The following is a 13,304-nucleotide window of genomic DNA, read 5'->3' as shown; positions in this document are numbered from 1 at the left end:
TAAATTTTATAGGTATAAATTTACGAAAATTGAAATTATGTTAAATAGAATTACAAGAAAATCCTAATCGCTGAGAATCGCTCAGAATTTTATTTCCGAACAAAATATCGAAATACGAAAATTTGAATTTTCTATATTTTGATTGAGTAACCTAGTAAATTGGATTAATTATGTTGCTGTTCAATTTATTTTACATTCTTCAATTTGAAGTTGGAATTTTCATACGATTGACTAATTCATTTATGAATTATAATAATCCTATAATTTATATTATGTTAAATTGTACTAATTTTTAAATTATGGAAATCCTCCATTCATAGTGAAATTAAAAAAGCTACCTTAAATAGCTTTCTATTTACAAATTCATGATTTCTAATTTCTGTCGACAACGCATTATGCCTTCTTTAGCTTTTTCAATTAATGCGTTATCATAAAGACTTAAAGCGTATTCTTTATATTTATCAATGGCGCGTTCGTATTGTTTGGTATCTTCAAAATAATAAGCCCATTCACGATTAAGATTGCTTTTGTTAACGTCTTCAACTGATTCACCTTTTGTTAAAAGTCTTTCTAATTCCTCATAACGCTTTTCCTCAGATAGCAAATACGAATAGTTCATATAAATCGCACCGTATTCTGGAACCAATTCTAAGGCTTGTTGATAATGTTTTTCTGCCGTTCTATTATCATTTTCTTTGGTTTTATAAATCCAACCTAAGTGATTATGGGCTTTTCCGTAACGGGGATTTTCTTCCAAAATACTTTGCAGAACTGCTTTTCCTTCTTCAATTAAATCTTGAGAAATTAAATGATCAGCACGATCAAATTCGGAATCTAAATAGTCATCATTCATAATTCAGCTTTTATCAAATATAAAAAAAAGCCTTCATTTTGAAGGCTTTTCTATTATTTTTTTAGACATTTTTCTAAAAATTGATCTTGCTCCCATAAGGTATGCATGATGCTTTCTTTAGCTTGATATCCATGCGATTCTTTTGGTAAAAGTACCATTCTTACAGGTGCTCCCAAGTTTTTCAACGCTTGGAAATAACGTTCTGTTTGAAGTGTAAATGTTCCTGGATTGTTATCTGCATCTCCGTGAATTAACAACAAAGGTGTTTTCATTTTATCTGCGTTCATAAATGGTGACATCGTGTTGTAAATTTGCGGAACATCCCAATAATTACGTTGTTCACTTTGGAAACCAAATGGTGTTAACGTTCTGTTATAAGCCCCACTACGAGCTACTCCACATGCAAATAAATTAGAATGTGTTAACAAGTTAGCCGTCATAAACGCTCCATAAGAATGTCCACCAACTGCTACTCTTTTTCTGTCAATATAACCCAATTTATCAACGGCATCAATTGCTGCTTGCGCATTGGCAACTAATTGCGGAACGAATGTGTCATTAGGTTCCGTTTTTCCTTCACCGATAATTGGGAAAGCTGCATCGTCAAGAACCGCATAGCCTTTGCTTACCCAATAAATGAAAGATCCGTAGCTTGGGTATGTAAAGTCGTTTGCATTTTTCGTGCTTTGTCCTGCTGTATTTTTATCTTTATATTCTGCTGGATAAGCCCAAATTAGTAAAGGTAACTTCTCCTTTTTTGATTTCATATCGTAACCAGCTGGCAAATAAAGTGTCCCAGATAAGGTTACACCATCATTACGCTTGTAGGTAATTACTTCTTTATGTACATTTCCTAATGCTTTGAACGGATTTTCAAAGTTCGTAATTGGCGTTGTTTTTCCAGTTTTATAGTTTCGAATAAAATAATTTGGGAAATCTTTTGCTGATTGTTGAGTAACCAATAAATCACCTTTTTTCGGATCTAGAATCTCAATAAATGATTCTTTTTTGTCCGTTAATTTTGACGTATACAAACGTTTTTTCTGACCAGAATGCAAATCAAACTCTTCAATAAAAGGAAATTGGCCATCTTTAGTATAACCCGCTCCTACCATGATCATTTTACCGTTGTTAACATCAATAACATCTCTTCCGAATTCATTTTTAACCGTGTTAGGATTTCCTGGATCTGTGTAAACATCTTGATAATTTCGGTCTAAAATAATCTTTGACTTCCCTGTTTTATTATCAATTAAGTAGCCTTTGGAGTTTCTTGTGTCATACCAAGAATCATAAACGATACTGTAATCACTATTCGTTGAAGCCATTCCACCGTAACGCTGTTTTGTTTTGAAATACGATGTTGGCGCATTATTAAATGGCGCTTTCCAGAAGAAAATTTCGTCTCTATTTTCTACATTTTTAGATTGATCTCCGCCATCTAAAGCTTCTACGAAAACAAGTGTCGAAGGTTCGTTATCTTTCCAATTCATATTACGCTTTCCAGTTCTTACAGATGAGAAACCTTTCGGCATAATCTCACTTAAAGGAACTTCGTTTACGGTTTTAACAAGGTTTCCATTTAAGTCGTAAACTGACGTAGTCATTGGGAAACGGCTTAACGGAACGATGTACGAAAACGGTTTTTTAAGCGTTGTAAGCATATAGTATTTTCCATCTGGTGAGAATGAACTTCCCGCATACATGTCTGCTCCTTTAAACTTGGAAGCATTTCCATTTAAATCAACTTTATACAATTCTGAAGTAACGATTGTTTGGAAATTCGTTTCATCTTGTGGATTTTTCAATAAATCCTGATACGTTCTATTTTGGGAAACTTTACCATCAGAAGAAGAAACGATTGGTCCGGTTGGTAAATCTTTTAGATTATCAATTAAAGCCGGTCGGTTTGCCGGAATTGTCTTTACAATAAGTGCGCTTGAATCCTTAAACCAATCGAATGGTCCACCCATATTTGCATTCAAGTTGTCGGAAGTTAATTTCTTAGCTGTTGCAGTTGCTAAATCTACATACCACAACTCCACTCCTTTCGCCGTTGTATTGGTGAATGCCATTTTTTTATAATCCGGTGAGAAGCTAAAATTGGTCAATTTTGCATTTTGCGGTAATCCTTTTACTTGGGTTTCGGTACCACCTTTTACTTTCTGAACCTTCAAATTTTTCACATACGTTACCGAACTTGAAATATTGGTCACTGGATTAATTCTTAAACCACCCAAACGTAACTCGTCTTGGTTCAAATCATCCAAGGTTTTGTACGTATCTCTGTAGGAAAGAACCATCCATTCGCGATCTCCAGTCATACTCACAGACGGAGCTCTTTCAAACTCGGCAAGAGCTAGAATTTCTTTTGATGGTTTTTGATACTCGATGTTTTCTTGTGCCTTGGCAAATGATAAAAATGCCAGCAACGCAATAGTAAGTTTAATCTTCATATTTTCTATTTGATGAGTTTATCGTCCTAAAAATAGGCATAAAAAAAACAGTAGCCAAACTACTGTTTAATTTTATAGGTTCTGAAAAGCTACCATTCGGATTTCTCTTTGCCTCGATTGATCATGGCATCGATGGAAAATTTTCCTGGTCCCATCGCTAGAAAAATCATATAAATGGATGCGTAAAGTGTTCCTAATTCCTTCTTATCAAATCCGTCGGGTGCATGAATAACTAATACGGCAACCAACATCGTAAATAATAAGAAAAAGCTTGCCCATCGGGTAAATAAACCTAGTATAAGAAAGATTGAACATACAAATTCAGCAAAAACAGCTAAAAATAAACTGGTTTTTTGGCCTAATCCAAGGAAGTTAAAGAACTGAATTTCTTCTCCTGACATCAGCATTTGCAACTTCGGAAAACCATGCGAAAGCATTGCGAAACCTACTAGCAAACGTACGATCAATAAAACAACATCGGACACGATTGTATTTGTTTTGGTTGATGTAAAATATTTCATAAATCTGTGTTTTAAACTCAAAAATAGAGATTATAATTGTAATAAACTAAACTTTTAGGTGTAATATACACTATCTGTAACCAAAATTCTTAAGATCTCGATCATTTTTACGCCAATCTTTTTTCACTTTTACAAAAAGATTAAGGTGAATTTTTTTGCCGAAAAACTTCTCTAAATCCAAACGAGCTTCCGTACCAACTTTTTTGATCGCTTCGCCTTTATGCCCAATTAAAATTCCTTTTTGGGTATCGCGCTCTACATAAATAATAGAATCTATGAAGATGATACCTTCTTTTTCCTTGAAAAGTTCGGTTACAACTTCCACAGAATATGGAATTTCTTTATCGTAATTCAACAAGATTTTTTCACGAATCGCTTCGTTTACAAAGAAACGTTCAGGCTTATCGGTATATTGATCTTTATCGTAATAAGGCGGGTTTTCTGGCAATAAAGATTTCAATTTTGGAAGAATAATATCCGTATTAAAAGCATTTAACGCCGATATTGGTAAAATCTCTGCTTTTGGAATTTTTTGATGCCACTCCTCTACCAATTGCTCCAATTTTTGTTGATTGGTTTGGTCTACCTTGTTTAAAAGTAGTAAAACTGGAACCGGAATTTTATTCAATTTATCAATTAAAAATTCCGATGGATGCGCTGTATCCGTCACATCAACAATAAATAAGAAAACATCAGCATCTTGTAAAGAATCCTTTACAAAATCCATCATTTTTTCTTGTAATATATATTTTGGATCTAACACACCTGGCGTATCCGAAAACACGATTTGCAAATCGTCTTCGTTATAAATTCCAAAAATTCTATGTCGTGTCGTTTGCGCTTTTTGGGTAACGATAGCCAACTTCTCACCCATTAATTGGTTGAGTAAAGTTGATTTCCCAGCATTGGGCTTTCCGACGATATTTACAAATCCTGCTTTATGCATAACTTCAAAAAATAAGGACTACAAAGGTACTAAAAAGAATTTGTAAAAATTGGGTTCACAGTCTTTCGTGACTTCCCTAGATTATCCGTAATTTCGAGGAAAATTAGGTTTTATGAAAAGATGGATGACTTGGATGCTCGTATGCATTTCTATGTTGACAATGGCTCAACAAAAGCCCCAATTTTGGGATGATATTCAAAAATTTAAACAACTAGACGTTGCTTCGCCACCAAAAGCAAATGAAATTCTGTTTATCGGAAGTTCTTCCTTTACAAATTGGCAAGATGTAAACGACTATTTTCCAGGAAAAGGCATTATTAATCGAGGTTTTGGAGGTTCTTCCATTAAAGACTTAAACGTTTTTGCTGATGACTTGCTTAAGCCATATAATCCAAGACAAATTGTTATTTATTGTGGCGAAAACGATTTTTCTGCTGATGAAAAATTAGATCCAAAAGTTGCTTTTGAGCGTTATAAGAAGTTCTATTCAACAATTAGAAAATACTATCCAAACATTCAAGTGGATTATGTTTCTATCAAAATGTCGCCAAGTAGAGAGCGTCTTTGGAATCAGTTTGAAGCAACAAACAAGATGATTAAAAAGTTTATGAAGCGCGAGAAAAATGCGTCATACATTGATATCACCAAAGTGATGGAAGATAAAAATGGAAATGTTCGCAAAGATATTTTCTTAGAAGATATGCTGCACATGAAGCCTTCGGGATACGAATTGTGGACCAAGAAAATGGCTCCATATTTAAAATAGAAAATTGAAAAACTCCCAATCATTGGGAGTTTTTTTATCTACGTAATACTCGTACGAATAGCAAAATAATCAAGCTTAGCGAAATTAATATCCCAATAATTGGTAAAACGGAAACGTCGCCAATTTTGGGACCTAAATCTGCCGCCCAAAGTATTGCCGTTGATATGATATTTGCAGAAATTATCATTCCTAAAATTAGATTGATCATTCCGTTTTTCAAAACCGAATCCAAACGATCCATGTTTTTGATTTCAGCATTTATTTTAAGTTGATTTTCATCCAATTTATGAAGCACAGACCGAACTTCATTCGGGATTTCCTCCAATTGTTCTGCAAACATACTTGCCTTTTCAAAACCTGTTCTAGCAAGTTTTTCTGGTTGAATTCTATTGAAAAATAGCTTTTTTGTGTAGGGTTTTAAACTTTCAACAATATCCAAATCAGGATTTATGCTTCGTCCAACACCTTCAATCAAGGAGATTCCTTTAAATAAAAGATAAAAATAATCGGGCATCACCAATTTGTTTTCCTTGAGAACATCTTTCATCTTATCCAAAATATCAGCAACTTCAATATCTTTCAAAGAAGTGTTATGAATGAATTCTAGGACTTGACGAACATCATTTTCAAACTTTTTATCATCAGGAATATCGTATTGTATCGCCATTTTCTTTAGATTCCGAATAATTTTTTGCGGTCGTTTGGCTAGAAAATTGAGAATTAAACTTTCCAAAATCTCTTGATCATTAGGCTGAATAACACCAACGGCACCGAAATCGATAAACACAATTCGACCATCTTTGAGGATTAAAATATTTCCTGCATGCGGATCTGCATGGAAAAATCCATACTCTAACATCTGTGCTACGAAAAGTCGTAAACCCGTTTCCGAAATCTTTTTAGCATCTAAACCTAGCGCTTTTAATTTGTCAACATCAGTTACTTTGACGCCATCTACAAACTCCATACATAAAACCGAATCGGATGAATAATCATCATAGACTTTCGGAACGTACGTTTCGGGATGATTTCTAAAGTTCAATGCAAATTGTTGAATATTTGTTCGCTCTTTAACCAAGGAAAGTTCCTCCAAAAGAGATTTTTCAAAAGCTGCAATCGCATTTTTCAAATTGATTTTATCCGCAATCTCAGAATAAGAATCGATCAATTTTACTAAATCTTTCAACAACATCAAATCATCTTTGATTACTTGGTCAATTCCTGGACGCTTGATCTTTAAAATAACGGGACTTCCGTCCTTTAAAACGGCTTTATAAACTTGAGCAATAGATGCGGAAGCCAAAGGTTCTTGCGAAATTGAAATGAAGTGATCTTGCCAAGAAATTCCAAATTCGTCTTCTAGAATTTGTGGGACATCCAACGTTACGGAATCGACATTGTCTTGCAACTTTTGAAGTTCCTTAATCAAGGGCAGCGGTAGCAAATCTTCCCGATTACTAAAGGTTTGTCCCAACTTAATAAAGGTTGGGCCTAATTCTTCAATCGCACCTCGCATCCGTACATACACGGAATTGGGCTCTTGATTTTCAGATGTATTTTTCTTGTTTTCAGACAGCAAATTCATCCGAAAAAGTAAATCTTGAAATCCATATTTACTTAAAACGGAAATAAGCTTAGCCGAACGCTTTATTTTTCTACTTGGGTTTTCGAACATACGATAATTTCTATGTTTAGACTTTCAAAAAGTGTTCCTAGACTTAAAGTTAAGACATAAAAAAACGAAAGTAAAGACTTTCGCTATTTTTTTCTTTTGGCTTTGGATTTTGCCTTTTGTTGTGCACGATTGGCTCCGATTTTTTTTGGTGCTTTTCGCTTATGTGGGCCTCCCCAATTTTCTTTTTTGTTTTTATCTTTTTTCTCATGGAAAGCCGCTCCACCTTCGTTCATCTTGATTTGAACTGGGTTTTTCATAATCACATCTTCTTTTTCAGACGCAATTTTCTGCGGATTGATTTTCACTTCTGAAGGAAAGTCAATCATATCCACTTCTTTGCTCATTAACATCTCAATTTCAAGAAGTAAAATCTCTTCTTTCTTGGTCGTAAATGTTATCGAAGTTCCGTCTTTATCAGCTCTACCTGTTCTACCAATTCTGTGAATGTACTGTTCTGGAATATCTGGAACTTCAAAGTTAATAACATGAGTAATGTCTGAAATGTCCAATCCACGAGCCATGACGTCGGTGGTAATTAAACCTTTGATTTCACCATGTTCAAATCGATTCATCGCCTTAAGACGATAGTTTTGAGATTTGTTGGAGTGAATTACATCAAATTGTTCTGGGAAAAGCTCGTCAATTTTGTTGAAAAGCAAATCGGCATGACGTTTATTATTGGTAAAAATTAAGATTTTCGAAAGATCTTCTTGAGTTTCTATAAGGTGTTTTAGAAGGTTGATTTTCGTATTGAAATTCTCCACTTTATAGCCTTTTTGAGCAATTTTTTCAAGTGGCGTTCCCGATTTTGTAAGGGTAACTTCTAAAGGATTTGCAAAATATTCGTCTAACATCACATCAACAGCTTCCGTCATCGTAGCCGAAAATAGGATGTTTTGTCTTTTCTCCTTCATCATTTCGAATATATGCGTCAACTGAGGTCGGAAACCTAAGTTTAGCATTTCATCAAATTCGTCAATGATTAATTTCTTAACTTCTTTTAAAGAGATTGCGTTATCAATTGATAAATCCATCACACGTCCGGGAGTTCCAATTAAGATATCACAACCGTCATTGAATAATAATTTCTGTGTATTGATATTTTTTCCACCGTAAATTCCGATTACTCGAGCTGTTAAATTCTTTGTTAACGACTCAACAATTTCGGTTACTTGAACTACTAATTCTCTTGTTGGAACAAGAATTAAGATGGAAGGATTTCCTGTTTTATTATAGTTCCAGGTTTTTAAAGTGGGCAGTAAATAGGCTAATGTTTTTCCCGTTCCCGTTTGTGCAATTCCCATCACATCGCGCCCAGAAAGAATCGGACTCCAGCTTTTTTCTTGAATTGGTGTAGGCTCGAAAAGGTTCAAGTCTGCAAGAGCATCCAAGATTTTTTCTGAAAGGTCAAAATGGGCAAATGTGGTTTTCATGTGATGAAATTAAGGTTGATTTTCCTTTATGGGAGTGCAAAGATACGTTTTTAGAATGAAAACAGATTTCGGTGTAAAAACAATTCATCCCAGCCAAAGGCTGGGACGAACTACTATTTATTTTCCAAGTTTTACTCGAAGGTTTTTCAACATATCAGCGGTCATTTCTTCAATACCGAACTGATAATTAAGTCCCCAATCTTTTTTCGCAATCGAATCATCGATAGACGCAGGCCAAGAATCGGCAATGGCTTGTCTAAAATCAGGTTCGTAGGAAATTTCAAATTCAGGAAGATGTTTTTTGATTTCAGCAGCTAATTCCGATGGTGTAAAACTCATTCCCCCTAAATTATACGATGAATGTACAGTTAATTGTTCTTTTGGAGCTTCCATTAACTTCAAAGTTGCATCAATGGCATCATCCATGTACAACATTGGCATTCCCGTATCTTCTTTGATAAAACTTTTGTATTTACCTTCTTCTAAAGCTTCGTAAAAAATTTCAACCGCATAATCAGTTGTTCCTCCACCCGCAGGCGTTTTCCAAGAAATTAAACCAGGGTAACGGATGCTTCGTACATCAACTCCATGTTTTGCATGATAATATTCACACCACTTCTCTCCTGCCATTTTTGAGATTCCATAAACCGTGGTCGGATTCAAAACGACATCTTGACCAACATCATGTTTTGGAATACCTGTACCGAAAACGGCAATTGAACTTGGCCAAAACACTTTTTTAATTAACCCTTCTTTAGCTAATTCTAAGAAATTCAATAAAGGTTCCACATTCAGTCTCCAAGCGAAAAGTGGCTGTTTTTCTGACGTTCCGGAAAGTAAAGAAGCCAAATGATATACCGTTGTAATCTCGTAATCTTGAACAACTTGTTTCACTAATTGAGTGTTACTAACGTCCATTCGTTCATAATATCCAGCTGAAGTAAGTGACTTGTCCCAACGATCTAGGCCAGATGCAATTACATTTTCTTTTCCGTGAATTTCAACCAAGCGGTTGGTAAGTTCGGTTCCTATTTGTCCTAAGGCACCGGTAATAAGAATTTTTTCCGTGGAGCTCATGAATTTTTTATTTAAGCAAATATAAAGAATACGACCAAGTCTTCCAACTGATTTTTACACATAAATTTTTCCATTTTTGCCCGTACTTCCTTAATAATTCTTTACATTTATGCGTTTAAAATTAATAGTATAAACTTTCTAGATATGAAAAAATTAGTTCTCCTTTTGGCGTTAGTAAGTCTTCAGGTTGTTGATGCTCAATACACCGATTATGCAACGGTAAAAGAGGTTCAAGTGAAGAAAAAAGGAGTCGTAGTTTCTGCCCATCCTTTAGCGAGCGAAGCCGGAGCTTTGGTGATGCGAAATGGTGGAAATGCCTATGATGCCGCGATTGCAACACAATATGCACTTGCTGTTGTTTATCCTCAAGCTGGAAATATCGGTGGTGGTGGGTTTTTGGTTGGTGTAAAACAGAACGGAGAAAAATTTACAATTGATTTTAGGGAAACTGCTCCTGCAAAATCCCATCGCGATATGTATTTAGATAAGAAAGGTAATGCCAATACCGATCTTTCTCAAAATGGACACTTAGCTGTTGGAATTCCAGGTTCTATTGCAGGTTTTTACGAAACATTAAAACATGCAAAACTTCCTATGACACAATTAATTCAGCCCGCAATTGATTTGGCAGAAAAAGGTTTTGCTATATCGGAACATGAGGCTAATTTATTGAATTCGCAACGTGCCGATTTTGTGAAATTCAACAAAGCGAAAACTGTTTTTGTAAAAGATGGAAAATGGAAAGAAGGCGATCTTTTAGTTCAAAAAGAATTAGCGGAAACATTAAAACGTATTCAAAAAGAAGGAGCAAAAGGCTTTTATGAAGGTAAAACTGCCGAACTAATTGTTTCTGAAATGAAGCGTGGAAACGGAATTATTAGCCTTCAAGATTTAAAAAACTATCAAGTTCGCTTGAGAAAACCTTTAGAATTCAGCTATAAAGGAAATGATATTGTTACCATGCCGTTGCCTTCTAGTGGCGGTATTTTGATGGCGCAAATGCTTCGTATGACCTCTTTCGCCAACTTAGAAAAGTATCAACATAATTCGGTTGAAGCCGTACAAATTATGACGGAAGCCGAAAGACGCGCTTACGCCGATCGTGCCGAATATATGGGCGACCCCGATTTTATTAAAGATCAAACGCAAAAACTGATTTCAGATTCGTATTTAAAGGATCGTTGGAAATCATACAACAGCAGTAAAGCAACCCCAAGTGCGGAAGTTGGAAAAATTATTTCTCAAGGAAAAGAATCAACAGAAACTACCCATGTTTCAATTATTGATTCTGAAGGAAATATGGCATCGATTACGACAACTTTGAATGGACTTTATGGAAGTAAAGTCGTTGTTGCAGGGGCTGGATTTTTCTTGAATAACGAAATGGACGATTTCTCTGTAAAACCAGGTGTTCCAAACATGTTTGGTGCCGTTGGGGGAGAAGCCAATGCCATACAACCTGGGAAAAGAATGTTGTCTTCTATGGCGCCAACAATCGTACTTCAAGGCGGAAAACCGTTTATGGTTGTAGGAACACCGGGCGGAACAACGATTCCCACATCGGTTTTCCAAACTTTGGTGAATATTATTGATTTTAAATTAACACCAAACATGGCGATTAATGCACCGAAATTCCATCATCAATGGCTACCAGAAACGGTAGATTTTGAAAAAGGTTTTTCTAAAGAAACGATTCAGCAATTAGAAAAAATGGGTTATAAAGCTGAAAACCGTTCAATGATTGGTAAAATGGAATACATTCAAATTGATAAAGATGGCAAAATTACAGCGGTAGCTGATGGTCGCGGAGATGACTCTGTAGCTGTTCAATAGTAGTTTTAACTCGATAAAATAAAAAATCCAAGAAATTAGTTCTTGGATTTTTTTATGTTTTTATTGAGCTGATTTTTAAATCAAAATATTCAAACTTGCAGGTTGCACTTTAAGCTGAACCGGAGAATTAATCTTCTGAACATCGCCATCAATATGCCAAATATCTTGGTTGACTTCCAACTCAAGTTCTTTGAACGGAATAAACTCAACGTACGGATTCAAATGTAATTCTTTTGAAAATAATTGCTTTGCAAAAATCGGAATATGTGTATTTGGGAAGTGTTTTACCAAAACTAATTCGGCTAAACCATCTGCCATGTCCGCTTGCGGTGCTATGTAAGCGTTGTTTCCAAACTGGCGTGTATTGGCAATATTCAACATTAAATACGACCCATTATACTTTTTCAGTTCTTCGGTTTTGAAAGAAACTTCAATTCCTTCATATTTAAAATACGTTCCAATAGTCGTCTTAATATAGTTAAGAAAACCTCGATTTGTTCCTTCAAAAGAATCGGCAACAATGCTGTCAAAGCCTACTCCAGAAACGTTTAAAGAAATATGAGAATCAATTTTCACCGTGTCGATTTTCATACTTTTTCCTACTTTAATTTTAGCAAGAAGATCTTCAATATCTTTGGTGAAATCATTTTCGCGAGCAAATCCGTTCCCCGATCCCATCGGATACACTGCAAGAATTTTATCCGAATTAATCAAATGTTCCGCAATAGACGAAATCGTTCCATCGCCTCCTGCAGCAACAAAAATATCCGTATTTTCAAAATGTGTTTGAATAATTTCTGTCGTATGTTCTTTACTTTCAGAAACAAAATATTTTGCATTCGGATGCAGCTTTTGTAAACTTGCTACGAAGCCGTCGTACTTCCCTTTTGCGGAGTTTGGGTTGATAATAAAAATGCAGTTGTCAATCATTTCTGAGCTTTAATTTTCTATAATCCCATTCTTTTTTTGAATTCAGGAGTTAATGTTGATGCCAATTCTTGCCAAGAAATCGGAATCAAAACATCACCTGCTGCATACGCAGTAATTTCGTACGGACTGTAATGAAAATACAAATTATTTTGATCAAAATAGAAATTTCGTGTTGTTGGAATTTTCTCCACCAAAAGCATTTCAGAATTTTTCACTTCACCGTCTTGGTCTGTTGCTGCAGAAGTTTTGGTATCAATATTTTGCATCAACAAAGCTGAAAGTTTGTCTTCGGACATTGTTGTAATATCAGAAAGAACAACCGTTTTCTTGTTTTGAAGATCGAAAACTCGGTTGAAGAACCCGTAATTTCCGTGCGCACCGCCCATATAACTAGCCACAAAATATTCCAATTGCAAGTACTGATGCTCTTGAGAAAGAACTTTCATTTTAGAGTTTTCGTACCAACGATCTGGATGATCTTGATCTTCTACCCAATCTTTCTCAATGCCTTTGTAGAATTTGTTTTTGGCATTATCAGCATGTTTTTGAAGTCCTGTTTTAGAAAAATCTTGCAACGAATCAATCCAAAAATAAATACTGTCTTGCAATGGTTTTTCCTTTATTGTTGGGAAAACCAACAACGATGTTGAATATTCTAAAGTAAGATTTTTATTAAGCACCGAAGAATCCTTCACCACAACCGAATCAATTTTTAATTCGTTGTTTTCTGTTGTAACGGTTTCTTTATCTTTTTTACAACTTACCAAAGCGGTAATGGCAACTAAACTTACTATAAACTTTTTCATATCGTAGT

At 35.1% G+C, this 13,304-nt stretch carries 11 protein-coding genes; 2 read left to right on the top strand and 9 right to left on the bottom strand.

Annotation, left to right across the window (positions count from 1 at the left end; genetic code table 11):
* Window positions 1–355: 355 nt before the first annotated feature.
* The 4 genes from AC5XHR_RS01125 to era form a co-directional block, all read right to left on the bottom strand.
* Window positions 356–853, bottom strand: coding sequence for a hypothetical protein (locus tag AC5XHR_RS01125; RefSeq protein WP_495948931.1), 498 nt, complete (start codon window positions 851–853; stop codon window positions 356–358).
* A 53-nt stretch (window positions 854–906) separates the two neighbouring features.
* Window positions 907–3,309, bottom strand: a complete 2,403-nt coding sequence (locus AC5XHR_RS01120) for an alpha/beta hydrolase family protein (protein ID WP_495948930.1) — start codon at window positions 3,307–3,309, stop codon at window positions 907–909.
* Between the two features lie 89 nt (window positions 3,310–3,398).
* The gene (locus tag AC5XHR_RS01115; RefSeq protein ID WP_495948929.1) at window positions 3,399–3,830 is read right to left on the bottom strand and encodes a DoxX family protein; all 432 of its coding nucleotides are present in this window, start codon (window positions 3,828–3,830) and stop codon (window positions 3,399–3,401) included.
* 70 nt (window positions 3,831–3,900) lie between these two features.
* Entirely contained in the window at window positions 3,901–4,776 is an 876-nt protein-coding gene (gene era / locus AC5XHR_RS01110) for a GTPase Era (RefSeq protein WP_495948928.1), read from the bottom strand.
* A gap of 112 nt (window positions 4,777–4,888) precedes the next feature.
* On the opposite strand from era, the gene AC5XHR_RS01105 reads away from it, so the two are divergent.
* Window positions 4,889–5,542 carry a GDSL-type esterase/lipase family protein gene (locus AC5XHR_RS01105; RefSeq protein WP_495948927.1) on the top strand — a complete coding sequence of 218 codons (654 nt, stop codon included), beginning with the start codon at window positions 4,889–4,891 and terminating at the stop codon, window positions 5,540–5,542.
* A 34-nt stretch (window positions 5,543–5,576) separates the two neighbouring features.
* Here AC5XHR_RS01105 and AC5XHR_RS01100 read toward each other — a convergent pair whose 3' ends face one another.
* The 3 genes from AC5XHR_RS01100 to AC5XHR_RS01090 all read right to left on the bottom strand — a co-directional run bounded on the left by AC5XHR_RS01100 (window position 5,577) and on the right by AC5XHR_RS01090 (window position 9,727).
* On the bottom strand, window positions 5,577–7,217 hold the full coding sequence (locus AC5XHR_RS01100) for an ABC1 kinase family protein (protein WP_495948926.1): 1,641 nt from the start codon (window positions 7,215–7,217) through the stop codon (window positions 5,577–5,579).
* Between the two features lie 83 nt (window positions 7,218–7,300).
* A complete protein-coding gene (locus tag AC5XHR_RS01095; protein WP_495948925.1) occupies window positions 7,301–8,650 on the bottom strand; it encodes a DEAD/DEAH box helicase in 1,350 nt (449 codons plus the stop codon).
* A gap of 117 nt (window positions 8,651–8,767) precedes the next feature.
* On the bottom strand, window positions 8,768–9,727 hold the full coding sequence (locus AC5XHR_RS01090; protein WP_495948924.1) for an NAD-dependent epimerase/dehydratase family protein: 960 nt from the start codon (window positions 9,725–9,727) through the stop codon (window positions 8,768–8,770).
* Window positions 9,728–9,871: 144 nt separating this feature from the next.
* Here AC5XHR_RS01090 and ggt point away from each other — a divergent pair, with 144 nt between their 5' ends.
* Complete coding sequence (gene ggt, locus AC5XHR_RS01085) at window positions 9,872–11,560, top strand: gamma-glutamyltransferase (protein ID WP_495948923.1); 1,689 nt, start codon at window positions 9,872–9,874, stop codon at window positions 11,558–11,560.
* Window positions 11,561–11,635: 75 nt separating this feature from the next.
* Here the strand turns inward: ggt and AC5XHR_RS01080 are convergent, their stop codons facing one another.
* Both AC5XHR_RS01080 and AC5XHR_RS01075 read right to left on the bottom strand, forming a co-directional pair.
* Entirely contained in the window at window positions 11,636–12,490 is an 855-nt protein-coding gene (locus AC5XHR_RS01080) for a diacylglycerol/lipid kinase family protein (RefSeq protein ID WP_495948922.1), read from the bottom strand.
* 17 nt (window positions 12,491–12,507) lie between these two features.
* Window positions 12,508–13,296 (bottom strand): DUF3298 and DUF4163 domain-containing protein, encoded by a 789-nt coding sequence (locus AC5XHR_RS01075; RefSeq protein WP_495948921.1) that lies wholly within the window; start codon window positions 13,294–13,296, stop codon window positions 12,508–12,510.
* Window positions 13,297–13,304 lie beyond the last annotated feature (8 nt).

The organism is Kaistella sp. CFF1-2 (assembly GCF_059509915.1).
This window is presented reverse-complemented; position numbering and strand designations above follow the sequence as displayed.